Annotated in this window: 27 protein-coding genes; 10 read left to right on the forward strand and 17 right to left on the reverse strand. The window is 64.5% G+C overall.

Annotated features, from left to right (window positions below; all coding sequences use genetic code 11):
- Nucleotides 1-80 precede the first annotated feature (80 nt).
- Nucleotides 81-968 carry a VOC family protein gene (locus ABZ728_RS18785; RefSeq protein WP_366657816.1) on the forward strand — a complete coding sequence of 296 codons (888 nt, stop codon included), beginning with the start codon at nt 81-83 and terminating at the stop codon, nt 966-968.
- 197 nt (nt 969-1,165) lie between these two features.
- Nucleotides 1,166-1,681 carry a glyoxalase superfamily protein gene (locus ABZ728_RS18790; protein ID WP_366657817.1) on the forward strand — a complete coding sequence of 172 codons (516 nt, stop codon included), beginning with the start codon at nt 1,166-1,168 and terminating at the stop codon, nt 1,679-1,681.
- Here ABZ728_RS18790 and ABZ728_RS18795 read toward each other — a convergent pair.
- Nucleotides 1,646-1,909 (reverse strand): hypothetical protein, encoded by a 264-nt coding sequence (locus ABZ728_RS18795; RefSeq protein WP_366657819.1) that lies wholly within the window; start codon nt 1,907-1,909, stop codon nt 1,646-1,648. The two genes, ABZ728_RS18790 and ABZ728_RS18795, sit on opposite strands and share 36 nt — an antisense overlap.
- Nucleotides 1,910-2,044: 135 nt before the next feature.
- Between ABZ728_RS18795 and ABZ728_RS18800 the strand changes: the two genes are divergently transcribed.
- Entirely contained in the window at nt 2,045-2,986 is a 942-nt protein-coding gene (locus ABZ728_RS18800) for an L-lactate dehydrogenase (protein ID WP_366657821.1), read from the forward strand.
- A 51-nt stretch (nt 2,987-3,037) separates the two neighbouring features.
- The gene (gene rlmD, locus ABZ728_RS18805) at nt 3,038-4,474 is read left to right on the forward strand and encodes a 23S rRNA (uracil(1939)-C(5))-methyltransferase RlmD (protein ID WP_366657822.1); all 1,437 of its coding nucleotides are present in this window, start codon (nt 3,038-3,040) and stop codon (nt 4,472-4,474) included.
- A gap of 35 nt (nt 4,475-4,509) precedes the next feature.
- Here rlmD and ABZ728_RS18810 read toward each other — a convergent pair whose 3' ends face one another.
- Entirely contained in the window at nt 4,510-4,917 is a 408-nt protein-coding gene (locus ABZ728_RS18810) for a hypothetical protein (protein ID WP_366657823.1), read from the reverse strand.
- Between the two features lie 224 nt (nt 4,918-5,141).
- On the opposite strand from ABZ728_RS18810, the gene ABZ728_RS18815 reads away from it, so the two are divergent.
- The 3 genes from ABZ728_RS18815 to ABZ728_RS18825 all read left to right on the forward strand — a co-directional run bounded on the left by ABZ728_RS18815 (nt 5,142) and on the right by ABZ728_RS18825 (nt 6,675).
- The gene (locus ABZ728_RS18815; protein WP_366657825.1) at nt 5,142-5,876 is read left to right on the forward strand and encodes a tetratricopeptide repeat protein; all 735 of its coding nucleotides are present in this window, start codon (nt 5,142-5,144) and stop codon (nt 5,874-5,876) included.
- A gap of 166 nt (nt 5,877-6,042) precedes the next feature.
- Entirely contained in the window at nt 6,043-6,258 is a 216-nt protein-coding gene (locus ABZ728_RS18820; RefSeq protein WP_366657827.1) for a hypothetical protein, read from the forward strand.
- 99 nt (nt 6,259-6,357) lie between these two features.
- Nucleotides 6,358-6,675, forward strand: a complete 318-nt coding sequence (locus tag ABZ728_RS18825) for a hypothetical protein (RefSeq protein ID WP_366657828.1) — start codon at nt 6,358-6,360, stop codon at nt 6,673-6,675.
- Nucleotides 6,676-7,119: 444 nt separating this feature from the next.
- Here the strand turns inward: ABZ728_RS18825 and iolE are convergent, their stop codons facing one another.
- Genes iolE through ABZ728_RS18845 form a run of 4 tightly spaced genes read right to left on the reverse strand, consistent with a single transcriptional unit; the run spans nt 7,120 to nt 11,656 of the window.
- Entirely contained in the window at nt 7,120-8,028 is a 909-nt protein-coding gene (iolE, locus tag ABZ728_RS18830) for a myo-inosose-2 dehydratase (RefSeq protein WP_366657829.1), read from the reverse strand.
- A gap of 39 nt (nt 8,029-8,067) precedes the next feature.
- The gene (locus tag ABZ728_RS18835) at nt 8,068-9,216 is read right to left on the reverse strand and encodes a Gfo/Idh/MocA family oxidoreductase (protein WP_366657830.1); all 1,149 of its coding nucleotides are present in this window, start codon (nt 9,214-9,216) and stop codon (nt 8,068-8,070) included.
- The gene (locus tag ABZ728_RS18840) at nt 9,213-10,220 is read right to left on the reverse strand and encodes a hydroxyacid dehydrogenase (protein WP_366657831.1); all 1,008 of its coding nucleotides are present in this window, start codon (nt 10,218-10,220) and stop codon (nt 9,213-9,215) included. The genes ABZ728_RS18835 and ABZ728_RS18840 overlap by 4 nt, the downstream gene beginning before the upstream one ends.
- Nucleotides 10,217-11,656 (reverse strand): NAD-dependent succinate-semialdehyde dehydrogenase, encoded by a 1,440-nt coding sequence (locus ABZ728_RS18845; RefSeq protein ID WP_366657832.1) that lies wholly within the window; start codon nt 11,654-11,656, stop codon nt 10,217-10,219. The genes ABZ728_RS18840 and ABZ728_RS18845 overlap by 4 nt, the downstream gene beginning before the upstream one ends.
- A gap of 240 nt (nt 11,657-11,896) precedes the next feature.
- Here ABZ728_RS18845 and ABZ728_RS18850 point away from each other — a divergent pair, with 240 nt between their 5' ends.
- Nucleotides 11,897-12,763 (forward strand): MurR/RpiR family transcriptional regulator, encoded by an 867-nt coding sequence (locus ABZ728_RS18850; RefSeq protein WP_366657833.1) that lies wholly within the window; start codon nt 11,897-11,899, stop codon nt 12,761-12,763.
- A gap of 57 nt (nt 12,764-12,820) precedes the next feature.
- Here the strand turns inward: ABZ728_RS18850 and ABZ728_RS18855 are convergent, their stop codons facing one another.
- The 8 genes from ABZ728_RS18855 to ABZ728_RS18890 all read right to left on the reverse strand — a co-directional run bounded on the left by ABZ728_RS18855 (nt 12,821) and on the right by ABZ728_RS18890 (nt 20,997).
- A complete protein-coding gene (locus tag ABZ728_RS18855; protein WP_366657834.1) occupies nt 12,821-13,846 on the reverse strand; it encodes an aldo/keto reductase in 1,026 nt (341 codons plus the stop codon).
- Nucleotides 13,847-13,882: 36 nt separating this feature from the next.
- Nucleotides 13,883-15,058: a Gfo/Idh/MocA family oxidoreductase gene (locus ABZ728_RS18860; RefSeq protein ID WP_366657835.1), complete on the reverse strand. Its 1,176-nt coding sequence runs from the start codon at nt 15,056-15,058 to the stop codon at nt 13,883-13,885.
- Nucleotides 15,059-15,191: 133 nt separating this feature from the next.
- A complete protein-coding gene (locus ABZ728_RS18865; protein WP_366657836.1) occupies nt 15,192-16,190 on the reverse strand; it encodes a sugar-binding protein in 999 nt (332 codons plus the stop codon).
- 92 nt (nt 16,191-16,282) lie between these two features.
- Nucleotides 16,283-17,281 carry an ABC transporter permease gene (locus ABZ728_RS18870; RefSeq protein ID WP_366657837.1) on the reverse strand — a complete coding sequence of 333 codons (999 nt, stop codon included), beginning with the start codon at nt 17,279-17,281 and terminating at the stop codon, nt 16,283-16,285.
- A gap of 49 nt (nt 17,282-17,330) precedes the next feature.
- Nucleotides 17,331-18,074, reverse strand: coding sequence for an ATP-binding cassette domain-containing protein (locus tag ABZ728_RS18875; RefSeq protein ID WP_366657838.1), 744 nt, complete (start codon nt 18,072-18,074; stop codon nt 17,331-17,333).
- Between the two features lie 116 nt (nt 18,075-18,190).
- Entirely contained in the window at nt 18,191-19,069 is an 879-nt protein-coding gene (locus ABZ728_RS18880) for an ATP-binding cassette domain-containing protein (RefSeq protein ID WP_366657839.1), read from the reverse strand.
- A gap of 48 nt (nt 19,070-19,117) precedes the next feature.
- Entirely contained in the window at nt 19,118-20,116 is a 999-nt protein-coding gene (gene iolG / locus ABZ728_RS18885) for an inositol 2-dehydrogenase (protein WP_366657840.1), read from the reverse strand.
- Between the two features lie 56 nt (nt 20,117-20,172).
- Nucleotides 20,173-20,997 (reverse strand): aldolase/citrate lyase family protein, encoded by an 825-nt coding sequence (locus ABZ728_RS18890; RefSeq protein ID WP_366657841.1) that lies wholly within the window; start codon nt 20,995-20,997, stop codon nt 20,173-20,175.
- 431 nt (nt 20,998-21,428) lie between these two features.
- Here ABZ728_RS18890 and iolD point away from each other — a divergent pair, with 431 nt between their 5' ends.
- Together iolD and ABZ728_RS18900 are read left to right on the forward strand one after the other, a co-directional pair.
- A complete protein-coding gene (gene iolD / locus ABZ728_RS18895) occupies nt 21,429-23,273 on the forward strand; it encodes a 3D-(3,5/4)-trihydroxycyclohexane-1,2-dione acylhydrolase (decyclizing) (protein ID WP_366657842.1) in 1,845 nt (614 codons plus the stop codon).
- Nucleotides 23,274-23,315: 42 nt separating this feature from the next.
- On the forward strand, nt 23,316-24,176 hold the full coding sequence (locus ABZ728_RS18900; RefSeq protein ID WP_366657843.1) for an SDR family oxidoreductase: 861 nt from the start codon (nt 23,316-23,318) through the stop codon (nt 24,174-24,176).
- A gap of 20 nt (nt 24,177-24,196) precedes the next feature.
- Here the strand turns inward: ABZ728_RS18900 and ABZ728_RS18905 are convergent, their stop codons facing one another.
- Genes ABZ728_RS18905 through ABZ728_RS18915 form a run of 3 tightly spaced genes read right to left on the reverse strand, consistent with a single transcriptional unit; the run spans nt 24,197 to nt 26,345 of the window.
- On the reverse strand, nt 24,197-25,642 hold the full coding sequence (locus ABZ728_RS18905) for a DUF3618 domain-containing protein (RefSeq protein ID WP_366657844.1): 1,446 nt from the start codon (nt 25,640-25,642) through the stop codon (nt 24,197-24,199).
- Nucleotides 25,642-26,025 carry a phage holin family protein gene (locus ABZ728_RS18910; protein ID WP_366657845.1) on the reverse strand — a complete coding sequence of 128 codons (384 nt, stop codon included), beginning with the start codon at nt 26,023-26,025 and terminating at the stop codon, nt 25,642-25,644. The genes ABZ728_RS18905 and ABZ728_RS18910 overlap by 1 nt, the downstream gene beginning before the upstream one ends.
- On the reverse strand, nt 26,022-26,345 hold the full coding sequence (locus ABZ728_RS18915) for a hypothetical protein (protein ID WP_366657846.1): 324 nt from the start codon (nt 26,343-26,345) through the stop codon (nt 26,022-26,024). Before ABZ728_RS18915 ends, ABZ728_RS18910 begins: the two co-directional genes overlap by 4 nt.
- Nucleotides 26,346-26,430 lie beyond the last annotated feature (85 nt).

A 26,430-nucleotide genomic window follows, 5' to 3' on the forward strand; every position in this document is an offset into this window, starting at 1 on the left:
CTGAGTAGTATCGGAGGACGGAAGCCGCTTATGCGGCGTTCCGGCGTGCCATCGGTTTGCCCTGCAGGAGTTCGCCCGCTATGTCCAATCCCGTTGACCTGAAATCTGCCGCACCCGGCATGTTCGACATGGAGGCCGCCCCGATGCGGATCGGCCATGTCCAGCTCAGGGTTCGCAATCTGGTGCTTGTGGCGGCGTTCTACCGGAATGTTATCGGCCTGACGCCGATCGAAGAGAGACCGAACCGGGTGAGCCTCGGCATTGGTGGAGCGGTCCTGCTGGATCTGGTCGCGGACCCGCATGCTGTGCCGGACGATCGCCGGGCGGCAGGTCTGTTCCATACGGCGTTTCTACTACCGGATCGCGCCGATCTCGGCCGATGGCTGAAATTTGCCGCCAACGAGGGAATTGAGCTGCAAGGTGCCGCCGACCACCGGGTCAGCGAGGCTGTCTATCTGGCCGATCCCGAGGGCAATGGCATCGAGATATATTCCGACCGCCCGGTTGAGGAGTGGCCGGTGGTCGGCGGCCGCTTCGATATGGGGAATGAGCGGCTGGATACTCCCGGTCTCATTGATGCCGGTTCCGGCGCGGAGTGGGCGGGCATGCCGGTGGGCAGCCGCATTGGCCATATGCATCTGCAAGTGGGCGATCTGTCGGTGGCAGAGCCGTTCTACGGCGATGTGCTGGGCTTCGACGTGACGTGCCGCTATCGCGGTGCGACTTTCCTTGGTGCCGGCGGCTATCACCATCAGGTGGCGGCGAATATCTGGAACAGCAGTGGCGCAGGTCCGCGATCGGCGGCGATGTCCGGTCTGGCCGGCATCGAAATCGTTGTGCTTGATGCAACGGTGCGCGCCGCTATCGAGGACCGCGCGCGGCAGGCCGGGTATCCGCTGGAACGATCCGCGGGCGGCACTGTGCTGCGCGACCCCTGGGGCATTGCGCTGACGCTGGTCGATGGCTGAGCCAAGCAATTGTTGACGTTTCGCGGCGGTGGGGCTATCAGGCAACAAGGGCCCGGAACCCTGCCGCTCGCGAGCTTCGGCTTATGGTGAATTTCCGGTCGACCATTCCTCTGGCCCGCAATTGCAGCGTGCGTCCGGATGGTAACGCGAGCCCCCGTCTGCAGGACGCCACGTCAACGCGATTGAGGCGCCTCATCATGACCAACGACAATCGACTCCGGATCGATGCTCTGAAAACCCAGGCAAAACGCTTGCGCGCCGATCTGCGCGATAGGGGATCAGAGCTTTCCCACAGCCAGTCCCTCGAACTGATCGCGCGCCAGCACGGCGCGCGCGATTGGAATACCCTTGTAGCCCAAACGAGCCCGGCCCCGGCAAGGTCGAACAATTCCGTCCCGGACGCGCCGGTATTCGTCGGCCAGCGGGTTTCGGGCCGTTATCTCGGCCAGCCGTTCAGTGGCCGCGTTCTGGGGCTGACCGAACTGGTTTCGTCGGGACAGCACCGGATCACGCTACATTTCGATGTGCCCGTGGACGTCGTGACCTTCGCCAGCTTTTCCGCCCTGCGTCAACGGGTCAGCGGGATCATCGACCGGACCGGGCAGTCGCCGAGCCGGACATCCAACGGCGTTCCCCATCTGATGATTCAGGTCGGTGCCAATTCCGGCGCCGGGTACTCAGACCCTGATGTCGATGAAATATCCGCGCGGTAGACCAAGAGTGCTGGCCGGCATGTGAAACCGCTCGGCGATGAAACCGACCACACCGGGCGGCAGCTTGGCGGCGCCCTTTCGCTGGGGCGCAGGGGCCTCGGCGGGTGCGCGCTCGGCCCCGCGGGTCGCGGCGGCTTCGTCGGCACTGTCAACCGATGACACCGACGGCGGCCGGAACAGTGTGTGGATGGCCTGACGCATCAGGGTGAGCGATTGCTGAACCTGCATCTCGAAAATCGGTCCCGATACTCTTAGGTGAAGCGTGCGTACGGCCAATCTGGCGGCTATTGGTTAATATTTCTCTGACAGGTTGCCCCCATATCGCGCGCATTCGCATACCGTTCACCGAAAAGGAAGTCATGGATGAAAATCGGAATCGTCGGAACCGGCCAGGTCGGGGCAACCGCCGCTTATTCGCTGGTGATGCAGGGGATCGGCAACAGCATCGTCATGGTCGACCGCAACGAAGCCATGGCCAGGGCACAGGCTCAGGACATTATTCATGCGACGCCGTTCGCCGCTCCGATCAATGTCTATCCCGGCGGCTATGACGATCTGGACGGGGCCGGAATCGTCGTGCTGGCGGCGGGTGTCAGCCAGAAGCCCGGCGAGACGCGGATCCAGCTTCTGGATCGCAATGCGGCTGTCTTTGCCGACGTGATTCCCGCGGTTCTCAAGGCCGCGCCGAACGCCTTGCTGATCGTCGCCACCAATCCCGTCGATATCATGACCCATGTTGCCCAGACGATCTCCGGTTTGGCGCCGGAACGGGTGATCGGTTCGGGAACGGTGCTCGACACCGCTCGATTCCGATCACTGCTGGCCGGCCGTCTCAGCGTGTCGCCGAAATCCGTCCATGCCCATGTGCTGGGCGAGCATGGCGACAGCGAGGTGCTGCACTGGTCGGGAGCGACGATTGGCGGCCTGCCCGTCAATCGCTACGCCGATCAGATCGGCCGGCCGCTGACGGCGGCGGATCATGAAACGATCGATGCGGGCGTGCGCCGGGCGGCCTATACGATCATCGAGGGCAAGGGGGCGACCTATTACGGCATCGGCGCCGGTATCGCCCATATTGCCCGTGCGATCACCAGTGACCAGCGAACCGTGATTACGGTTTCCAAGGTCGAATCCTCGGTCATGGGCGTCGGGCCGGTCGCGATGTCGCTGCCGCGCGTGGTCGGGGCCGGCGGCATCCTCTCGACCCTGCAACCGGAACTGACCGATGGCGAACATCAGGCGCTGGTGGCGTCGGCGGAAATCCTCTTCGATGCCGCACGCCAGGTCTCGAAGATTCCGGTCTGAGTGCACCGGACGTGCTTGCGCGGATGCTGCGTATCTGGCAGTTGAAGCGACATGGAAACAAGACGACAGAATCGCCGTCCGCCGGGGCAGAAGCCGCCGCGCGGCAACAATCATCCGGGCCGACAGGGCAAGCGCGGTGCCGCCCATAGTGGCAGCCGCGACAAGGGCACGCGCATCGAGAATGGCCCGATCCTGGAACTGGTCATCGACCATGTCGGCGGCTACGGCGACGGCGTGGCCGACTGGGACGGGCGTCAGGTCTTCGTCCCGCATACTGCGCCGGGCGATCTGGTGCGGGCCCGCCCGGTGGCGGAACACGGCGACCGCCTGACGGCCGATGCGATCGAACTGCTGCAGCACGGCCCGGGACGGGCAGAACCGCCGTGCCCGCATTTCGGACCTTGCGGCGGCTGCACGTTGCAGCATCTGTCAGACCCGGTCTACGACGCCTGGAAGCACGAGCAGGTCGCCACCGCGCTCGGCCGTCAGTCGCTTGATCCGGCCGTCGTCGACTCCGTGATCCGAACGCCGCCCGCGACGCGCCGCCGGGCCGTTCTCTCGGTGCGGCGGCTGCGTAGCGGCGTCGTGGCCGGCTTCTACGAGCGCGGCAGCGCCCGCATCGTCGATCTGAAGTCGTGCTCGATCCTTCATCCCGATCTGGCGGCGCTGGTGGATCCGTTGCGCATCATGGCGGCCGATCTGCTGGACGGTGTTGGCGACGAAGCATCGCTGGCGATGACACGGCTGGATGACGGTGTCGAAATCGTCATCGGCCGTCCGGGCAATCCGACGCTTGCGGATCGGGAGCGGCTGGCGGCATTTGCCGAAGCGCACGATCTGGCGCGTCTCGGCTGGCGCAAAAGCGAAAAATCTGGTGGCGGCCAGGCGGAGGACGGCGAGGTCGAGCCGCTGGCCCATCGCCGCGAGGGCATCGTCACTCTGGGTGGTGTTCCGGTTCGCGCGCCGGGACATGCGTTCCTGCAAGCGAGCGTCGAAGGGCAGGATATCCTGACCAGCCGGGTGTGCCGCGCCGTGGGTGAAGCCGACAGCGTGATCGACCTGTTCTGCGGGATTGGCACCTTTACCTTTCCGCTTGCGGTTGGCAGGGCGGGCATGAAGCTGCGCGCATTCGACTCCGAGCCGTCGGCGATCGCAGCGCTCGACGCCGCCGCGCGCCGGTCGGGGCTGGCGGTGCGCATCGGCGCCGCCGTGCGGAACCTCAACCGCGATCCGGTTGCCGGCGACGAACTGCGCGGCGTGGAGGCTGTTGTTCTCGACCCACCCCGGGCGGGGGCGCGGGCCCAGGCCGAGGCGCTGGCGTCGAGCGGTGTCGCCCGCATCGCCTATGTCTCGTGCAATCCGTCCAGCTTTGCCCGCGATGCCCGCACGCTCGTCGACGGCGGCTATGTCCTGAGGACCGTGACGCCGGTCGACCAGTTCGTGTGGTCGCCGCATCTGGAACTGGTTGGCGTTTTCGAACGCGGATAGCCTGACCCAGGGTTCCGGCTCCGAGAGGGGCCGGATTACCTGGATGTATTGCTGGTGAAAATGCTTGAAATGATGGCCAGTCCGGCAGCGATCAGCAGTAGCGGTCCGATCGGCACATCGATCCCGGCGAGGATCAGCAGCCCGCCGACGCCGATGAGGGCGCCGGCGCCAAGCCAGAAACGGTCGATGCCGAGGGCGAATTGCGCGCGGACCGCCTGCTCCAGCACGAGAACGGTTCCGATGCCGATCAGTGCGGCAGCCCAGCCCAGATCCAGCAGCCAGACGAAACCGATCCAGAGCAGACCCGCGCCGAACGACGCCGATTTGACCTTGTCACGGGCGGCCTTGCGTGCCTTGCGTTCCGACTTGGTACCGACGTGGCGGTTTGCGTTTCCCCGGTCGTGATCCGGCACTTCGGGATCGGAAGGCGATGGCTGAGGCATGCGGTCTGATCCGGCTGTGGTTGTGGGAAGCAGGGACGCCGACGATGCTTTGATCCTCGTATGGGTAGACGGCGGATGTCAAGATTAAGCTCATGCGTGTGGAGTGCCAGACCGCTATTGTGCGCAATGCCGAATTCGGTCGGACGCCCGCGGATTGCAATTGACGCGCCAGTTCGATTATAGACAATACGCTGCGGCCGTGTGGGCAGAATGGATAGATTGCTATGAATGTCTTAGGGTCATCGCGCTTTTTTCTGGCCCCGTTGATGGTTGCCAGTGTTTTTCTTTTATCTCCAATGATCGCCCGCGCCGACGGATTTCACGACGGCATGGCGGCCTATAGTCAGGGCGATCACGCGCGCGCGATCGAGATATGGCTGCCGCTGGCCGAAGGCGGCCAGGCCGCTTCGCAGAACAATCTGGGCAACATGTACCGCCAGGGCTGGGGCGTGCAACGCGACTACGAAGAGGCATTGCGCTGGTATCGCGCCGCCGCGGCGGAAGATCACGAACTCGCCTGGACCAATCTGGCCGTCATGCTCGAACGCGGCTGGGGCACGCGCCAGGATCACGCCGAGGCGGTCGAGTGGTATCTGAGGGCCGCCGAGGCAGGGGAGCGCGGGGCGCAACTCGCCCTCGGTCACAAATACCGGCTCGGCTATGGTGTCGACGTCGATCATGACGAAGCCGCGCGATGGTACGAACTGGCAGCAGGGCAGGCGTCGGCCGAAGCGCAGTATCGTCTCGGCATGATGTATCGCGACGGCCGTGGGGTCGAATCCGACCCGGTCGAGGCGCATAAGTGGCTGATCCTCGCTGCCCGTTTCGGGTCCAGCGATGCGTCGGCGGAAATGCGCCGCGCCGCGCGGTCGATGACGGCGGCACAGGTCGCCGAAGCCGACCGCCAGGCCGAAGCGTGGCGCCCGGCGCCCCGGCAATGGGTGATCCGCGCCGAATGACATTCCACCATCGTTGTTCTTGACGCGGCCGGGCACATCGGCTTTTTTCGTGCCGACTCTGCTGCCCGCCATCGGGTCCGATCCGGATGGCTTGGCCTCAGGCATCTCCGCTGGCGAGCCAACGATGGTTGTTGCCTCCCGCGCCCGAACCGATGATGAGGCGACGATGTACCAAAAAATTGAAACCCTCGCGGAGGGCATGACCCTGCGCGAGCGCGGCACGTCCAACATCCATTGGACGATCGCCCGGATCAAGGACGATATCTGCATCCTGACGCGGGACGACCGGCCCAGCATTTCAAGGACGCATCGACTGGAAGAAGTCGTGTCGGGCGATATTTACACGGCCGATCCGGTGGCGACGATCAAGTCCGCCGGATAACGGTTGAGTTTCTGCTGGCCCGATAGCGGCCCCGCCGATAGAATGCGCTCGCGTTACTATGGTATCGCATTTGTTCAACTTATCGACGAGGGGGCCACTGTGCCGTTTGTCATTGTTCATTCCATGCGGCCTGTGGCCGAACGCTGGTCGGACGCGCCGGCTGATCTGGCGGCGCTGATTTCCGACTGCCTGAACACGCCGACGTCGGAAGTGCAGGTCATCGTTCAAGCGCCGACCGTCGCCGTTCATGGCGCCGCGACCTATGTCGAGGTCAAGTGCCGGCAGAAACCCGATCGCACGCCGGAGCGTCTGGCCGACGCGGCAGCCCGGATAAAGGCGCTAGTAGCCGAACGGCTGGACGGTGATACCGTCGTGCGCCTTTTTGCCCATGCAGACGCCACCATCGGCGCCGCCTGACGCGACCGTCTCTTACGGTAGTCGCACTTCCAGATCGATAGCGGGAATGGTGATTTCCGCGCTTTGCAAATCCAGTGCGCGGCGCGAGCCCGGTTCCATCGGAGCGTGTGGGCCCCGGACAGCACTTCGTGCTTCCGGGGAGGAGACAGGGGCGGATGCTGTGTCAATAAACACAGTTGCCGGGGAAGGGATAGAGGGGCGACGCCGCAATTAATCCCCTGCCCCGGACGCAATGCAGCATGAAATGCTGCTTTGGAGAGCCGGGGCCCACACTATCAACTTTCTCGCGGAAGTTGTCGACTCCGGATGGCGCTTCCCGCCGAAGGGGAGGAGACAGGGGCGGATGCTGTGTCGAGAAACACAGTTGCCGGGGAGGGGATAGGAAGCGGATTTCGGCTTAACAGGTTCAGTTGGCGCTGTACCGAATTTGTGTCAGGTGGCGGCTTATCGCCGGTCGGTGATCGTATAGCCGGCGGCGGTGAGCGCCTTGACCAGATGGTCGTGGCCCATGATCGAATATTCCAGCGGCGGGGCCTTGGCGGGGTCCTGTTCGGCTTCGACCACGATCCAGCCTTCATAGCCGATCGCGTCCAGCGTTCTGGCGAAGGTTGCAAAGTCGATGCACCCGTCGCCGGGAACCGTGAACACGCCCGCCAGCACCGCATCCAGAAAACTCAGCCGCTCCCGGCGGACCCGGTCGAGGATGGCGGGGCGGATATCCTTGACGTGGACATGGTTGATCCGCGCGCCGTGGCGCTTCGTCACCGCGATCGGGTCTTCCCCGGCGAATGTCAGATGGCCGGTGTCCAGCAGCAATCCCACGCTTTCGCCCGTTGACGCCATCAGCAGGTCGATGTCGCGGGCGCTTTCGATCACCGTACCCATGTGATGGTGATAGGCCATGGCGACCCCGGCTTCGGCCATGCGCGACGCCAGCTCGGTCAGCTTCTCGCCGTACTCATGGATTTCCGTGTCGGCAAGTACCGGCCGGTCGGCGACTGCCCTGGATCGATCGGTCTGGACGCTGCCGACGGTTTCCGCATAGACCATGACCGGCGCGCCCAGCGCACTGAAGGTCGATAACTGGTCTCGCATGCGGTCCATTTCCATGCCGATATCGTTTTCCAGCAGCCGGCCGGAAAACCACCCGGAGACGAGGTCCAGGTCGTGGCTTTCCAGGATCGGACCCAGCGTCTTCGGGTCCATCGGGAACTTGACCCCTGTTTCGGTCCCGGAGAATCCCGCCTGCCGGGTTTCCCTGAGGCACGTCTCCAACGACGTTTCGCCGCCCAGTTCCGGGAGATCCGAATTCGTCCAGGCGATCGGCGCAATGCCGAGGCGTACGGCTTTCATGGCAATGGCTCCTTCGACCACGGGTGCAGTGTGGTGCAATCAGGCACCGTCGGCGCCGACGGATGTCCAGGCACCGGTTGCCGATGATGCGGCGATGGCATCGATAACACATTGAATGCGCCACGCCTCGCGGAAATCGGGCCATGCCGCGGCGCCGTTTCCCAGCGCCGTCATCAGGTCGCGGACCTCGATGGTCTTCATGTCGTTGAAGCCGAGCTGATGCCCCGGGGCCGGACAGAAGGCGCCATAGGGCTCGTGATCCGGTCCGGCGGTAATGGTCGTGAAGCCCCGGCGTCCGCGCCGCTGATCGGCGACATGCAGCTTCAGTTCGTTCATCCGCTCCTGGGTGAAGACGATCGATCCGCGCGTGCCCGTGATCTCGAAGGCGAGTTGCATGGTCCGCCCTGCCGCGAGCCAGCTTGCCTCCAGCGTTCCCTGCGCTCCGGACGCGAAACTGGCGAGCGCAATCGTATGGTCATCGACCGTAACAGGGCTGGTCTCGGCGGCCCCTGCCGCGATCGGCCGGTTCTGCGTGACGGTCCGCATCCGCCCCTGAACGCTGTCGATCGGTCCCATCAGAAACCGGGCCAACGCGACGATGTGGCTGCCGAGATCGGCCAGCGCGCCGCCGCCGGACGCCGCATCGGTCCGCCACGAATGGGGCGCAGCCGGATCGGCCATGTAATCCTCGGCGTGGATCCCCCGGAACGAGACGGGCTCGCCGATCTCGCCGCCCGATATGATCTCGCGCGCCAGGGCCATGATCGGGTTCTTGAGATAATTGAATCCGACCATGGTCGTCACGCCTGCAGCGTCCGCGGCGTCCGCCATGGCGCCCGCCTGTCCGGCATCGGGCGCCAGCGGCTTTTCGCAATAGACCGGCTTGCCGGCGTTGAAGGCCGCGAAAGCAATCGGGGCGTGCAGCCGATTCGGCGCGGTAATGTCGACCAGACCGATTGCCGGATCGTCCACCAGGGCCTGCCAATCGTCCGTCGACCGTTTGAAATCCAGCGCCCGGGCGGCTTTCTCGGCCGTTGCGCTATCCATATCGGCCAACAGCACGCGCCGGGGCACCACCGGCAGGTCGAATAATCCGGCGACGCTGCGATAGGCGAGCGCATGGGACCGCCCCATGAAGCCGCTGCCGATCAGGCCGATGCCGATTTCCGGACGCGATGGGCGGTTCATGAGCCGGCTCCTGTGACTTTGGCATCGCCGGTCTTCAGGGCTTGTGGATTGGCGACGAGCGCCGGGTCGAGGCATCCTGCAAGTCCGGCGACGATGTTCTGTGCGGACGTCACGCCCAGCCGGATGGCGCTTTCCAGCGTCAGGCCCGCATTGTGGGGGCTGAGAATGGCGGTCTCGATTGCCAGAAGCGGGTGGTCCGGGGCCGGCGGCTCGGCCTCCAGCGTGTCGATACCGGCGCCGGCGAGGTGCCCCGATCGCAACGCATCGGCCAGGGCGTTTTCGTCCACCAGGCCGCCGCGCGCGGCGTTGATCAGGACACTGCCCGTCTTCATCGCCGCCAGTTCCGCCTGACCGATCAGATGGCGCGTATCGGGGGTCAGCGGCAGATGAAGGCTGACGACATCCGCTTCGGACAATGCGGCGCGCCAGTCCGGCACCGGGTCCACGCCGGCGGCCGTCATATCCGCCGCTGATACATGGGGATCGTAAACCCGCACCGTCATTCCGAAGGCGGCGGCGCGGACGGCAACCTCGCGCCCGATCCGCCCGAATCCGACCAGCAGAAGCGTGCGGCCGGCCAATTCGACCGCGCGCAACTCGTCGCGGGCATTCCAGTTGCCGGACCGCACGGCGCGATCATGCCAGATACCGGCCTTGGCGGCCGACAGCATCATGAAAAACGTGTGCTCGGCGACGGAAAGCGTATTCACCGCGCCGGTGAGCGCCAGCGGTATGCCCCGCGCGGTCAGCAGATCGACCGGGACATTGTCATAGCCGACGCCATGCCGGGCGACGACCTTCAGGTTCTTGGCGCCGGCGATCATGGCCGGCGTCAGCGGCGCCGTCCGGATCAGCAACCCATCGGCGTCGGTCAGCGCGTGTGCCAGCCCTTCAGCATCGGCGGCATCAATGACGGTCACTTCCGTGTCGGGCCGCGCCTCCAGCACCGCGATTCCCTCCGGCCGGATGGCGCCCCAGATGACCACTTTTGCGGCATCTCTCATTCCAGCACCATGTGGCTGTATTTGGCTTCGAGGTAATCCATGATGCCGATGCTGCCGCCTTCGCGTCCGAAGCCGCTGTCACGGATGCCGCCGAACGGGGCTTCGGCCGCTGCCAGGGCGAATGTGTTGATGCCGACCATCCCCGATGCCAGCGCGTCACGCGTTTCATGCGCCCGTTTCAGCGATTTCGTGAACGCATAGGCGGAAAGCCCGTAGGGCAGCGAATTGGCGCGCGTGATGACCTCGTCGAAATCGAAGAAACTGGTGATCGGTGCGACCGGCCCGAAGGGTTCCTCGTACATCAGGCGCCAGTCGTCATCGACCTCGTCAAAGACCGTCGGCTCGTAGTAATAGCCGCGGTTCATGTCCGGTGGACGACGGCCGCCGCAAAGCAGGCGCCCGCCAGCCTCGCGGGTTTCGGCGACCAATGACTCCACCGCGTCGCGCCGCTTGGCGGTCGATAGCGGGCCGATATCGGTTGCGGGGTCGAGACCGTTGCCGATCTTGAGCGACTGGGTCACCTCGACGAAACGGTTGGTGAAGCTTTCCACCAGGGCGTCGTGGACGAAAAAGCGGCTGGGCGAGACGCAGACCTGGCCGGCGTTTCTGAATTTCGCCCGGGCGCAGGTCTCGGCCACCGCCTCGGCGTCGGCATCGTCGAAAACAATGACGGGTGCGTGACCGCCCAGCTCCATGCTGAGGCGCTTGAGCGTGTCGGCGGCGTCGCGCATCATCTGTTTGCCGACGGTCGTCGATCCGGTAAGCGAGATTTTGCGCACTTCCGGCGCCTGCATCAGCGGGGGCCCCAGAACGGATGCGCGGCCGGTCAGCAGATTGACGGCGCCGGCCGGAACCCCGGCCTCGCGGCAGCAGTCGACCAGCGCCATGGCGACGCCGGGAGATTCCTCTGACGGTCGGCAGATGATCGAGCATCCGGCCGCCAGAGCGGGCGCGATCTTGCGCGCCGGCAGGGCGGCCGGGAAATTCCACGCCGTGAACGCGGCCACGATGCCGACGGGCTCATAGCTGACGGTCATGCGGCCAGAGGGCAGGCGGCTTTCGATGGTTTGGCCGTAGATCCGTTTGGTTTCCTCGGCGTACCAATAGAACTGGTCGATGGCGAGACCGACTTCACCGCGCGATTGCTCCAGCGGTTTGCCCACCTCCAGCGTCATGATGCGGGCGATTTCCTCGCGCCGGCGGGTGAGCGCGTCGCCGACGGCCCGCAGCACGACCGCGCGCGACCACGGATCGAAGCCGCGCCATCGCTCCTGCCCCCGGCCGGCGGCGTCGATCGCCGCCTGAACATCCGTTGCGTCGGCCGCCGGCGCCGACCCCAGCACTTCCTCGGTCGCCGGGTCGTGCACTTCATAGGTGGCGCCGCTATTGGCGGCGCGCCATTGGCCGTCGATGAAGAGACCGAAGGAGTCGTACATCGCTTTCCCTCCCGTGGCGGTTCGTCACCCTCGTCTGCACCGAGCGCGACCGAACGCCTGTTTTTGTCGAACCGTAGTATAGAACGTATATTCCGTCAATCACATCATAGCAATGAACGGTTCAAGTGTTTAACACGGCACCGATGAAAGTTGTGACCCCGGGCCATGTCATGCGCTATCCTGAATGAAACGATCGTTGCCGGAAGGGCTCACCCTGGCAAAACCACCGGATGCCGAGCCATGGTTGCTCCACTGACTTACGAAGACTTGATCACGGCCGTGACCAAACGCCATCCGTCGATGAGCCGGCGTTTTCAGCAAATCGCGCGGCACGTCGTGCAGAACCCCAACGACGTCGCACTCGGTTCGGTCAAGAGCATCGCGACCGAGGCCGGGGTCCAGCCGTCCAGCCTCGTCCGCTTTGCGCAATCCTTCGACTATACCGGTTTCGCCGAGATGCAACGCGTGTTCCAGGCGCGGCTGGTCACGGCGGCGCCCGGCATCAAGGAGCGCATTCACGCCCTCAAGGGCGAATTGGGGCAGCGGGCATCGACAACCGGCATGGCGACGTTGCGCGACCTCGTCATCGCCGATATGGCGGGGCTTGAGCATCTGCTGGACTCGATGACCGAGGAAACGCTGACGGCGGCTGTCGACTGCCTGGCCAACGCGCGGACGGTCTATCTGCTGGGCCAGCTTCGCGCCTATCCCATCGCGGTCTACCTGCGCTATGCGTTGATCCATCTGCGCCGCGACGTGCGCTTGCTCGACGGCGCTGGAGGACTGGCGACCGAGCAGGCGCAACTGATGGACGACAAGTCGGTGCTTCTGGCCGTCAGCTTCCGGCACTATGCGCGCGAGGTGGTCGACATCGTCGAAGCGGCGGAAGCCCGGCGCGTGCCCATCCTGGCCATCACCGACAGCCAGCTCAGCCCGTTGGCCAAGCGGGCGACGGTGTGCATGGTCGTGCCTGACGGCGAATACAATTACGCGCGGTCGCTGGCAGAACCGATCTGTCTGGCGCAGGCGTTGATCATCTGTCTGGCCCAGCGGCTGGATCTCGACCCGGCGCCGGCGGACCCGCTGTCCGAGATCGACGCCGGCTGATCGGCATGATGCATTGCGGGCGGCCCACATCACCCGGCCCACGTCACCTGACCCACATCATTGGGCCGGCACCGGCGCATCCTCCCGCAGCAGGCCTTCGGCCTTCAGTTCCGCCCACAGATCTGCCGGAATGGCCACGTCCATGGTCGCGACATTGCGGTCGATTTCGCCGGGCTTGACGGCGCCGGGAATGACGGAAAAGACGCAGGGGTGACCGAGCGGGAATTGCAGCGCGGCGGCGGCCAGGGCGACGTTGTGGCGTTTGCACACGGCTTCGATCCGCGACACGCGGTCCATGATTTCCGGCGGCGCGCGGTGATAATTGTAATAGGCGCCCGGCCGCGCGCCCGTCGCCAGGATGCCGGAATTGTAGGGCCCGCCGAGCATGATGCCGATGTTACGCTCCTGGCATAGCGGCAGCAGCCCGTCCAGCGCGCCCTGCTCCAGCAGGGTGTAGCGACCGGCCAGCAGAAAGCAGTCGAAATCGCCGGCCCGGGCGAAGCGTTCGCACATGTCGGCTTCGTTCACGCCCACGCCGATGGCCTTGATCGTGCCTTCCTCGCGCAGGCGCAGCATGGCCTTGTAGGCGCCGCTCATCGCTTCGTCGAAGCGCGCGTCGGTCGCCTCGCGGGTGCCGTGCGTCCAGACATCGACGTCATGGATCAGCAGGACGTCGATGCGTTGCAGCGCCATGCGCTGCAGGCTGTCCTCAACCGATCGCATCGCGCCGTCATAGCTGTAATCGTAGACGGGCTGGAAGGGCAGGGTCCGCTGGAACAGGCCGCCGTCGATATTCGCCGGATCGTCGGGCACGAGCCGCCGGCCGACCTTCGTCGACAGCACATAGCCGTCGCGCGCGTCCCAGCGCAACGCCTCACCCACCAGATGTTCGCTGAGCCCGTAGCCGTAGAGCGGCGCGGTGTCGAACAGGGTTACGCCGCAGGCTTTGGCGCGGCGCACCGTCGCGACCGACTGGTCGTCGGAAAGAACGGCGTTCAGGTTGCCCAGCGGTGCCCCGCCGAACCCCAGAATGCTGGATTGCAGGGCTGTGCGGCCGATGGGCCGGGTGTCGGTTGATTTCATCGTGGTTTCCGATGCTTGAGTGGCGGGAATGCCGGGTCAGGGGACCAGTTCGGCCCATGCGCCGTATTGATCATGGGACTTCAGCGCCGCCTCCATGAACGCCAGTCCGCGCAGGCCATCGGCGGCGGTCGGCAGGTCAGCGCTGAGCGGATCCGGCGGCGTCGCGGTCAGGCGCGCGGCGATGCGCTCGGCAACATCGCGATAGATATTGGCAAAGGCGTCGTGAAATCCTTCGGGATGGCCGGACCGCACGCGGGTGAAACGCTCGGCGCTGCCCGACAAACCCGGCATGCCGCGTGTCAATGTTCGCCCCGGACCGTCCGGCGGCGTCAAGGTCAACGCGTTCGGCGTTTCCTGACGCCACGCGAGCCCCGCCTTGTCGCCGTGAAGCCGCAGGTTCAACCCGTGCTCGCTGCCGGTCGCGGTATAACTGAGCCAGACATGCCCGATGGCGTCGTTGTCGAAACGCACCGTCACGAATGCGTTGTCAAAGACCCGGCGGCCCGGCGACTGCGTATCGACATGGGCCGAGACGGCCGTCACCGCCAGTCCCGATACGAACTCCATCAGGTGAAAGGCATGGGTGCCGATCTCCAGAAAGATGCCGCCCCGGCCGACACGGTCGGGATCGAAGCGCCAGTGACGGGCGCCGGGGTCGGGGTCGTCATTGATCATGCCGCCGGTGCCGACGGCAAACTCGGCGACCGCCACACGGGGGCGCCCGATCGCACCGTCGGCCACCCGCTGGCGGGCTTCGCGGATCATCGGATAGGCGGCATAGTTGTAGCTGACGGCAAAAAGGCAATCCGATGCCGCCGCGTCGGCGGCCAGCGCGCGGGCACTTGCGGGATCGTTGGTCAGCGGTTTGTCGCAGATGACGTGGATGTCCGCGGCGAGAAACGCGCGTGCGGCCTCGGCATGGTGTTCAGGTGGGGTGCAGATGGTCACGGCGTCGATGCCGTCGGCACGCGCGGCTTCCGCCGATGCCATGGTCGCGGCATCGGGATAGCAGCGATCGGCCGCGATCATCAGCTTTTGCCCCATTTGCCGACCGCGCTCCGGGTCGGACGAAAAACTGCCGGCGACCAGATCGAACAGGCCGTCCAGACGCGAGGCGATACGGTGTGTTTCGCCAATCAGCGACGCTTCGCCGCCACCGACCATTCCGAGGCGCAAGCGGCGGCCCAGCGTGTCGAGACAGGATTGTCGCATGATCGGACTCCAATGAATCAAGGCGGCTCGTGAACAAGGAAACCGGGTGCGGGATCGGCGGCTGCCAATCCCGACCCCGGATCGCCTTTTACGCCGCTTTCACCCGTCACCGTGAGATGACGGCTTCAGCGGATCACTCCGCTTCGAGGCAGGTATCCACGTTTTCCGCCGTGCAAACGTCGACACCGGTATAGATCGGGTCTTCGACCTCGCCGCCTTCGACAATCGTCAGCAGGTTCTCCATCGACCGATAGCCCATTTCGAAGGGCCGCTGGCCGACCTGACCGTGACTGTATCCGTCCGCCAGTTGCTCCATCTGCATGGGCAGCGTGTCGGCGACGACAACCACTGTGTCCATGTTTTCGAGCCGGTCGAGATGCGGCTCGATCGCCTGACGATAGGCGTTGTCGGACCATTGCGTGAACGCGCCGGTCGAGACGAAAACGTCGAGATCGTCGTGCTGGGCGAGGATGTCGGTCAACTGCTGCACTGCGACGGCGCTGTCATCGTCGGTATACAGCACGCAGCCGTCGATTTCCGTCCAGCCATTGGTGTCGTCGAGCTGCTCGCCGGGCGGGCTGTCGCTTTCGGTGCCGGACAGCGTATCGCGGATGCCCTGGATGCGTTCGTTGTGGTTGGCCGCGGCCGCCCCGCCGGACTGGATGCAGATCGTGCCGCCGTCGGGCTTGTACTCGTTGATGAGGTTGCCGAGTTCCTCGCCGATCTGATAATTCAGCGTGCCGATATAGTTGGTCCGCAGGTCCTGGTGTTCCGGCAGCAGGTCGGAGTCCCAGGTCTGGGTTGGAATGCCGGCTTCCTGTGCGCGTTCAAGCACGCGCGCGATGGCGGGGGCATTGGACGGCGAAACGGCGATGCCGTCGACCTGACGGGTAATCAGATCCTGAACGATCTGGACCTGCTCGGCTTCGGTGTGTTCACCGGGTCCGATATACAGGCACTCGACGTTATCGAGTTCCGCCTGGGCGGCCATGCAGCCATCGCGGGCGAGGTCGAAGAACGGGTTGTTCATCGCCTTGGGCACCAGTGCGAAAGTATAGGTGTCCTGGGCCTCGGCCGCGATCGGCGCCCCGAGGACCGCCAGGGCGCTGGCGCTGAGTAGAAGCTTACGCATAGTTCGTCCTCCCATTGTTGATTGTATTCGCATCGTTGGTTTCGACAGCAGAGACGGGCGGCGAGGAACGCTCGGCGCCCGTCTGGCTCGGGCTATTTGGCCCGAGCTTCGCGGATCCGCTGAAGCAGGACCGCAAAGATGATGAACGCGCCGATGAAAAAGCCTTGCCAATAGGGATCGACACCTGCGAGCAGCAGGGAATTGCGGATGATCTCGACCAGTGCCGCGCCGACGACCGCGCCGATGGCGACACCTTCGCCGCCCATCAGATTCGCGCCGCCGATGACGGTCGCGGCAATGACACGCAACTCGTATTGCAGGCCCAGTCCGTTGGTCACGGAGCCCAGCCATCCGACCATCAGGATGGCAGAGACGCCTGCCAGAAAACTGCACAGCATATAGGCCGACATCTTGATCAGGTTGACCGGGACGCCGGTCAGGCGGGCCGCGCTCTCGTTGCCGCCGATGGCGTACAGGTACCGGCCCCACCGCGTATTGTTCAGCAGATACGAAACGATGATGGTCAGCGCGACGAGGATCCAGACGGAATTCGGAATGGCCAGAAACCGGCCGCCGCCCAGCGTCAGCAGCAGCGCTTCGTCCGGCCCGAACTGGTAGAACATCTGATTGTCGGAGACGACGAGCGCCAGACTTCGGGCAATGCTAAGCATTCCAAGTGTCACGACGAACGGCGACAGCTTGATGTAGGCGATCAGGTAACCATTGACGGCGCCACAGGCCAGGGCCGTCAGCAGCGCGAACAGCGAGGCCGACCAGAAGCTGTATTCCAGCGACATGAACAGGCCAAGCACAATGCCGGAAAGTCCCATTACCGACCCGACGGACAGGTCGATGCCGGCGGTGATGATCACCGCGGTCTGGCCCAGCGCCATGATGGCGATGAACGAGAAATTGCGCGTGATGTTGAAGGCGTTGTTCCAGGTGCCGAATGTATCGTTGATCATGACCATGATGACCGAAATGACGATCATCGCCATTGTGACCCAGAATGCCTGGCTGGCGCTCATGCGCTGTGTGAGGCTTATGCTGCTGGTGATCGGCATTCGATCCATGGTCGAATTCTGAGCCATCTTCAGTGTCCCCGTTCCTGTCCGTCCCGATTTTTTCTTCTTGTTGCCCTCAGGCCATTTCCAGTGCGCCCGTGATCAGCGCAGTCGCTTCTTCCGGCGAGCTTTCGTCGACCCGTTTGTCGGCCACCTTGCTGCCCCGGCGCATGACGACGAGCCGGTCGCAGACGGTAAAGACGTCGGGCATCCGATGGCTGATCAGAATGACGGCGATGTTCTGGTCGCGCAGCCGTTTGATCAGATCGAGCACTTCGGCCACCTGGCGGACGCTGATCGCCGCCGTCGGCTCGTCCATCAGGATGATCTTGGAGTTGGTCAGCCGCGTCCGGGCGATCGCCACCGCCTGACGCTGACCGCCCGACATCAGCGCAACCTTGTCGGCCGGTCGGGTCTCGGATTTGAGTTCGGCGAACAAATCGCCGGATTTGTTGTTCATGTTGGGGTCGTCGAGTGCAGGCAGGAAGCCGAACAGCCGGCGCCAGGGCTCGCGGGCCAGGAACACATTGCCCGATGCCGTCAGGTTGTTGCACAGCGCCAGGTCCTGATAGACCACCTCGATCCCGGCGTGGCGGGCGTCGACCGGCTTGTGAAAATGCTGCTCCTTCCCGTCCAGCAGGATCTTGCCGCTGCTCGGCGGGAAATTCCCGGCCATGATCTTGACCAGTGTCGATTTGCCGGCACCGTTGTCGCCCATCAGGCCGACGATCTCACCCGGCTCGACGGCCAGATCGACGTCGCACAAGGCTTCGATCGCGCCGAAGTGCTTGGAGATATTCCGGAGTTCCAGCAGCGGCATTTTACCTCCCCTTGTATTCTTTTGTTTTGTAGTCAAACAAATCCGTCGAGCGCTTGCAACACACCATTATCGTCAAGTACGAGATTCTCTCCGGTGCGCCCGCAATTGCGCCGAATCTATCGGCCCCTTATCCATCCGGCCAGGTCGAACCGGTACCAGGGCGCGGACCCATGGTCGTCCGGAGCGTCGGTCCTTTCCTCGCCCATTTCCTCACGCAGTCGGTCGAGATCGAGCGCCGTGGGCGCATCGTCCCCGCGGATCCGTCCGCGCCTGACGACCACGAGTCGATGAGCGACTCGGGCGAGCATGTCGATATCATGGCTGACGATGATCACGGTGACGCCGCCGGCCGCCAGCCGTTGAACGATGTCGATCAATAGCGTCCGCCCGGCATGGCCGAGGGCCGCCGTCGGCTCGTCCATCAGCAGCAGGCGCGCCGACGTCCGCAGCGCCCGCGCGATCGCCACCGCTTGACGCTGGCCACCGGACAACCGGCGAACGGGGCTGTGGTATTGCGACGGTTCCAGGCGCACGCCCAGCGCATCCAGTGCCCGGACGGCTTCCTCGGCTGCAGCTTGACGGTCGATCATCGGAACCACGCCGAACAGGTGCGTTTGAGGCTCGTCACCGAGGACGATGTTCTGAACCGGGCTCAAATTCGGCGCGAGCGCCAGATCCTGATAGAGCGCGGCGATCCCGGACGTCTGGGCGGCGCGTGGCGATCCCGGCTTCAGCAGTTGGCCGAAGGCGTAAACCGTACCGTGGCACGGCGTGATCGCGCCGGTTATGGTCTTGATGATGGTTGTCTTTCCGGCGCCCGGCGGGCCGACGATGCCGACGATTTCGCCCGCAGCGAAGCGCAGATCGATGCCGTGCAGGATCTCGCGGCCGCCGAGACGGACCGCAATGCCGTCGAGGCGCAATGCAACGGCGCCGGCAGGCGCATCATCGGTGGTGGCCGTATCGTGTGAGACCCGTGGGGCCGTGCCGATCACCCGTTTACGCTCCTGGATTGGCGCCGTGACATGCTTTATGCCGCGCCGCTAGTCGGGCACCTTTGCCCAGGCGCCGCTGCGTGCGCTCTCCCATGCCGCATCCGCCAGCAGCAGGGCGCGGCGGCCGTCCTCGACCGTGACAGAGGGCTGGCGCCCGGCCTCGACCGCGTCGACGAAGTCGTTCAGTTCGTTGACATAGGCGTCGCGATACCGCTCCAGGAAAAAATCCAGCAGCGGTGGCTGTGCCTCGGTCTCCGTCGCATTCGACCGCAGCATCGCCGCCGGCCGGTGATTGTCGTTGCGTACCATACCCTTGGCGCCGAAGATTTCGATGCGCTGGTCGTACCCATAGGTCGCCCGGCGGCTGTTGTTGATATGGCAAAGCCGCCCCTTGGCGGTGCGCATGATCACCATTGCGGAATCGAAGTCGCCGGCCTTGCCGATCTCGGGATCGACGAGGCTGCTGCCGGTGGCGAAGACCTCGACCGGCTCGTCATCCAGCAGCCATCGCGCCAGATCGAAATCGTGGATGGTCATGTCACGGAAGATGCCGCCGGAAACGGCGATATAGGACAGCGGCGGCGGGCCCGGGTCGCGGCTGGTGATGATGACCTGCTCGATGGCGCCGACGTCCCCGGCGCGAATGGCGTCGCGGCAGGCGCGCATGGTCGGATCGAAGCGCCGGTTGAACCCGATGCCTGCCGGTACGCCCGATTTCGCCAGTTGGGCGACACAGGTGTCGACACGCCCGATATCGAGGTCGATCGGCTTTTCGCACAGTATCGCCTTGCCGGCATCGGCGGCGGCGATCATCAGGTCGACATGGGTGTTGGTCGAAGACGCTATGAGCACGGCATCGATGTCGTGGGCCTTGAAGGCCGAGGCCGCATCCGGCGCCGTGGCTGCGCCGTAAGCATCGGCCAGCGACCGGGCTGCTTCGGTGACGACATCGACGACGCATGTCAGTTGCGTGCGTGGATTGGCGGCAATGTTGCCGGCATGCAACTTGCCGATGCGCCCGGCCCCGAACAGACAGATATTCAACATTCAGTTTGCCTCGATTTGTGGTGACGGGCCAGTACATGCTAACCCGCTGGTCCCGGTCAGTATTTTGCCGTCCCCGTTTCTTCGCGCCCCGTTTCTTCGCGCCCCGTTTCTTCGCGCCCCGTTCCATCGCGCATGACCGCGACCGTGCGGGCGGCCGCGCCTGTCAACAGGCGAACATCCGAACCGATGGTCACCAGCCGGAAACCCTTGTCGATCATCGACAGGGCGTATTCCGGCGTTCCGTTATGAATACCGGCGATGACACCGTGTTCCGTCGCCTTGGCCAATATCAGATCGATCGCCTCGACCACGACCGGATCTGTCTGATCGAAGCCGGGCGTGCGGCCAAGCGCATTGGACAGATCGGCGGGACCGATATAGACGGCATCGATGCCCGGCACTGAAAGAATGGCGTCGAGATTGTCCAGCGCCTGCCGGGTCTCGATCATCGCGATCACGGCAACGGTATCGTTGGCGCGCGCGGCATAGTCCGCCCCGGCATAGACCGTCGCCCGGATCGGTCCGAAACTGCGGCCGCCCAACGGCGGATAACGGCATGCTTCGACCAGGCGTTCTGCGTCGGCGGCGGAATTGACCATCGGGCAGATGACGCCATAGGCGCCGGCGTCGAGAACCTTCATCAGGATGCCGGGTTCGAGCCAGGGAACCCGCACCAGCGGCACCGTCTCGGTGGTGCTGATCGCCTGCAGCATGGTGACCGCCGTCTGATAGTCGATCAGGCCGTGTTGCAGGTCGATGGTCAGCGTATCCCAGCCCTGATGGGCCATCAGTTCGGCGGAAAAGGACGACGGTATCGCGCACCATCCATTGATCGCCGCGCGATCCTCGGCCCAGAGCCGGCGCAGGCGATTCTCACGCATGGGGGCGGATCTTTCCGTGCCCGGTCCTGGTGTCGCTCATGCGGCCGCTCCCTCCTGCTTGTGACGTCCTGCGCTTGGGCGCAAATTCTTGTTTTGTGTCCCGGTTCCATGAACGGGCCCGTCCGTCGACGGTCCGGTGGACCCTCATATGGACCGAACGTTGCGATAATAAGCAGAACGGAATTTGATTGCAATGACTGTGGAGTATGCGGATATGCGCACTGGCCAGAAACAAAGTTACGCTGTAGGATGGCGGGCGGGAAGTGAAACCATCTCACGGCGCGCACCGTACCGGGCTATCGGATCGGATGTTGCAATTTCATAGTCTAGTGAACAAACATTCTGACGACGAATGGCCGAGATGCCGGGGGCGGCGCCACGGCGTCTGCCAAACAGGCATCGACGGCACCCGTCATAAAGGGAGAGGACGCATGAAGACGGTTCGCCTGACCATGGCCCAGGCTTTGGTTCGCTATCTTGTCGCCCAGCGGACAATCGTTGACGGCGTGGAGGTACCGCTTTTCCCCGGCGTATTCGCAATTTTCGGCCACGGCAACGTCACCTGCATGGGCGAGGCGCTGGAGGCGGTCAAGGACGACATGCCGACATGGCGCGGTCAGAACGAGCAGTCGATGGGACTGGCGGCCGTCGGCTACGCCAAGGCGGCGCGCCGGCGTCAGATCATGGTCTGTTGCAGCTCGATTGGACCGGGTGCGCTGAACATGGTCACGGCGGCGGGGGTGGCGCATGCCAACCGGTTGCCCGTGCTGTTCCTGTCCGGCGACACCTTCGCGAACCGGTTTCCGGATCCTGTGCTGCAACAGGTCGAGCATTTCCACGATGCAACCGTCACCGTCAACGACGCCTTCAAGGCCGTGTCCCGCTACTGGGACCGCATTTCCCGGCCCGAACAGATCCTGTCGTCGCTGCCGCAGGCAGTGGCCACGATGCTGGATCCGGCCGATTGCGGCCCGGCCTTTATCGCGCTTGCCCAGGATGCCCAGGCCGAAGCGTTCGACTATCCCGAAAGCTTCTTCGAGAAGACGGTTCACCGAATTCGCCGGCCGGGCCTGGACGAGGCCGAACTTGAAGACGCCACCAAGCTGCTGAAGAACGCACGATCGCCCATGATCCTTGCCGGTGGGGGGGTTCACTATTCCGGCGCGGTCGATGTGCTGACGGCATTCGCCGAACGACACGGATTGCCGGTGGCTGAAACCATCGCCGGACGCGGGGCGCTGACGCATGACCATCCCAACCTGATCGGGCCGCTGGGGGTAATCGGCGCTGCATCGGCCAACAGCGTCGCCGCAAAAGCCGATCTGGTGCTGGCTGTCGGCACGCGGCTGCAGGATTTCACGACCGGCTCCTGGACCGTTTTCGCCAACCCCGACATGCGCATCGTGTCGCTGAACGCCGCACGGTTCGACGCGACCAAACACCGGTCCGTGTCGTTGATCGGCGACGCAAGGCGGGGACTGGAATCGCTGACCGCCGCACTCGGCGACTGGGCCGCGCCCAAGACCTGGATGCAGGAAGCCGCGCGCGAATACGGTCAATGGAAAGAACTGGTCGACAGCCGGACGGCGCCGGCCAACACGAATCCGCCGACCTATGCCCAGGTGATCGGCGCCGTCAACCGCAAGGCGAGCGAGCGCGATCTGGTGCTGACGGCGGCCGGCGGTCTGCCGGGCGAATTGACCAAGAACTGGAAAACCAAGGCGCCGGGAACCTTCGACTGCGAGTTCGGCTTTTCGTGCATGGGTTACGAAATCGCCGGCGGCTGGGGCGCGAAAATGGCGCGTCCGGACGACGATGTCGTTGTGATGGTCGGCGACGGATCCTATCTGATGCTGAACTCGGACATCTACAGCTCGGTCCTTACCGGCAAGAAGCTCATTGTCGTCGTCTGCGACAATGGCGGGTTTGCCGTGATCGACCGGTTGCAGGTTTTCAAGGGCGGTGAGTCGTTCAACAATCTGCTCAAGGATTCGCGTTCGGTCACCGACGCGCGCGTCGATTTCGCCGCCCATGCCCGATCCCTCGGCGCCGAGGCCGAAAAGGTCGAAAGCATTACGGATTTCGAGGCCGCGTTCGAGCGCGCCAAGGCGGCCGACCGCACCGCCGTCATCGTGATCGACACGGTAGCCCACGACTGGACGCCCGGTGATGCATGGTGGGATGTCGGCGTTCCGGAGGTCAGCGAGCGCGAAGCGGTGCGCAAGGCCTATTCCGATCATTTGCAGGGCCGCACGGGGCAGAGAAAAGGCGTCTGACTCCGAACAGGCGCGCAATCGTCGAAATGGGGAGGAAAACCGATGACCGAAGACAACACCGGAAATCGTTCAGCCAGTGAAACGGGCGGGGGCTCACTGGCGGGACGCTACGCCGTGGTGACCGGGGGGACCCAGGGCCTGGGCCTTGCCACCGCCAGGCTTTTTGCGGCGCGGGGCGCTGCCGGGATCGTCATCTGCGGGCGCAACACCGAGCGCGGCGAGGCGGCGGCGAAGTCGATCTCCGAAGACGGCTGCCCGACGACCTTCGTGGCGGCCGATCTGGCCAATCTCGACGACTGTCGCAAGGTCATCGACACCGCCGCCCAGCGTTTCGGGACGTTGCATGCGCTGGTGAACGCGGCGGCGATCACGGATCGCGGCACCATCATCGACACCTCGCCGGAATTGTTCGACCGCATGATGGCGACCAATGTCCGCGCCCCGTTCTTCCTGATGCAGGACGCCGCCAAGGTCATGCTGCGCACGGGAACCAGGGGAACCGTTGTCAACGTGCTCAGCATGGCGAGCTATGGCGGTCAGCCGTTCATTTGTGCCTATTCGACATCAAAGGGCGCTCTGGCGACACTGACGCGCAGCGCGGGCTTTTCGCTGATGCGCGACGGCATCCGCATCAACGGTCTGAACATCGGCTGGATGGACACGCCCGGTGAGGACGTCATCCAGAAGAAATACCACGGTGCGACCGAGGGATGGCGCGACAAGGCCGAAAGCGATCTGCCCGCCGGGCGCATGTTGAAGCCCGAGGAAGTCGCCCGCGCGATCGCCTTCCTGTCGTCGGATGAGTCCGGCATGATGAGTGGGTCGATCGTCGATTTCGACCAATCGGTCATTGGCTGCTATGAGTCGCCGCCAATGGTTGACCGGCGCGACTGGGGGGTCTGACCCCCCAGCGCTTCGCGTCTTCAGCGGCCCGTGTTCGGGCTGCCCCCGGGGCCCCCGCCTGAACCCCCGCCTGACCCACTGCCTGATCCGGGTGTCGTGCCGGGCCGGTTGGGCGTCGTTGCGGCATTGTCGGGGCGGTCGCGCGAGGGCTCGGCCTGCGTGCCGCCAGTGCTCCTGCTTCCTGCGCCGGAATCTCCCGGGCCGGAATTTCCTGGGCCGGCGTTTCCCGGACCGGTGCTCTGACTGGCACGATCGCCACTTTTACCGGCGGGCTCGCCGATATCGGATTTCGTGTCCTGAGCCATGCGGCGGGCGCCTTCTTCGGTCCTCTTTGCCGCGGCCGATGTCGCCTCCCTGGCCGATTCCGGCGTAAGGCCGCGGCTCTTGAACTCGTTGGCGACATCCTGCGTCGTTTCCTCGGCCACGGTCTTCGCATGGTCGAACTCGTTTTCCGCGAAAGACCTGGCCTCGTCCTTCACCATGTCGCTGGTTTCGCCCATGACCCTGTTTTCGGTCCGGGTGGGCGGGAACATCGCCGCGATCGCCGCGCCGGCAGCCAAGCCGATCGCCCCCAGCACCAGGGGCTGTTCCCTGGCCATGCGTGCGATTCCGTTCTGCGCCCGATCGCTGACGTCATGCATGCGGTGACGCGCGTCGCCCGCCATTTCCGAAGCCCGATGCGACACATCGTGGGCGCGGTCGCTCAGGCCGTGCCGCGCGTGATCTGCGGATCCGCGTGCCGACGAGACCCAGCCCCGGGCCGATGCGACAGCGCCGGAAATCGCGTCTTTGGCGTGCGACGCTTCATCGGAGATTTGGCTTCCCATCGAGGATGCCCGGTCGCGGACCGAGGATACGGCCCCGCCGCCGTGACTGCCGTGCGTGCTGTCGCCATGGCTGTCGATACCGTACCGGCCGTGCGACCGATCGGAGCCGTCGTGGTCCATTCGGCCGGACAACAGGTGCCACCCGATTCCAACGCCGATGAACGCGACCGGCAAGGGATTGTCCCGCACCGAACGTCCCAGATTGCGGGTGAACTCACCGCCTCCGGATTCGCGGGCATAGCGAACCGCCTGGTCCATGATCTGTCCAAGCGACAGTTTCTCGCGAATGTCGTCCAGTGTGCGCGTCAGAAGTTCTCTTTCGTGCTCGACCTCGCGTTCAAGCTCGGCACTGGATTTATCGCGATCGTCGCTCGGCGACCGACGCGCGGGCGTCGGCTCGCCCAGGTGTTTGGCCCGGTGTGTCTCTGCTTCGTGGCGGGTTCGATCCCGGATATCAGCGGTATCGGGAGCCTTGTCGGGTGACCGGTCCGGGCCACCGCCAGAACGGCCGGACTGCTCGCGGCGTTCATGGATATCCTTCTCGATCTCGTCCCTGGATCGGGTCGATACCGTGCTCCCGGGTCCACCTGTCGGGGCCTTTCCGGGATTCCGGATGTTGGTGTTCGATCCGTCGGTCATCAGAATTGCTCCCTGGCGGCGCGCCCGTCCGAACGCAGCTGTGCGACAGTCCGTTTGGGGGTGAGACTGGCCGCCTTGATGTCGTTCATGCCCTTTCGCAGCAAGATGAAGCCGATCAGGGCAACCACCAGTCCAACAGCAAGCGTGCTCCATTCGATGTCGAGACCGAATTCCACCAGCCAGGCAACTGCGCTATCGAGAAGCACAAGGAATCCCGCGAGCAGGATTAGCCCACCCATGGCTGCATAAACGATGGCGCCGGTAGCCTGATGTACCTTTTCGGAGGCTTCGGTCTTCGCCAGCCGGACTTCCTTGAGGAAGAGCGTCGACAGATGTTCGACCATATCGCTGAAAAGTTCGGGCAGGTTCTTGCCTGTGTTCATTGCGGCCTCCCTGATCTGTGGGGATCGACGGACCCGGTGCCGTGCATTTGGTGTTCGTCTTCACTGCTCCGCAGGAACCGCGACAGCGCGACCCCGACCAGAAGCGCACCACTGAAAAAGACGACGGGTTCCCGCCTTGCGAAATCGTTCACTTCGCGGAATACGCCGCGCATATCGTAGTCGCGCAGCGTCTCTGAAAACTTGTGCGTTCCTTCAGCCGCGCCGCGTGCGATGCGCGCGAGTTGCGGCGAGGACTGCTCAAGTTCCTCGGCGGCCCGATCGACGGCTCTGGCCACGTTGTCGATCTGCTCGGCGCCCATTTCCTTTTGCTCAGCGGCAAACTCGCTGATCTGCCGCTTCGCTCCGGACGCTATTTCGCCCCCCTCGCGGCGGAGGCTGTCTATC

The sequence above is a fragment of the Fodinicurvata sp. EGI_FJ10296 genome (genome assembly GCF_040712075.1).
Taxonomy (GTDB): domain Bacteria; phylum Pseudomonadota; class Alphaproteobacteria; order DSM-16000; family Inquilinaceae; genus JBFCVL01.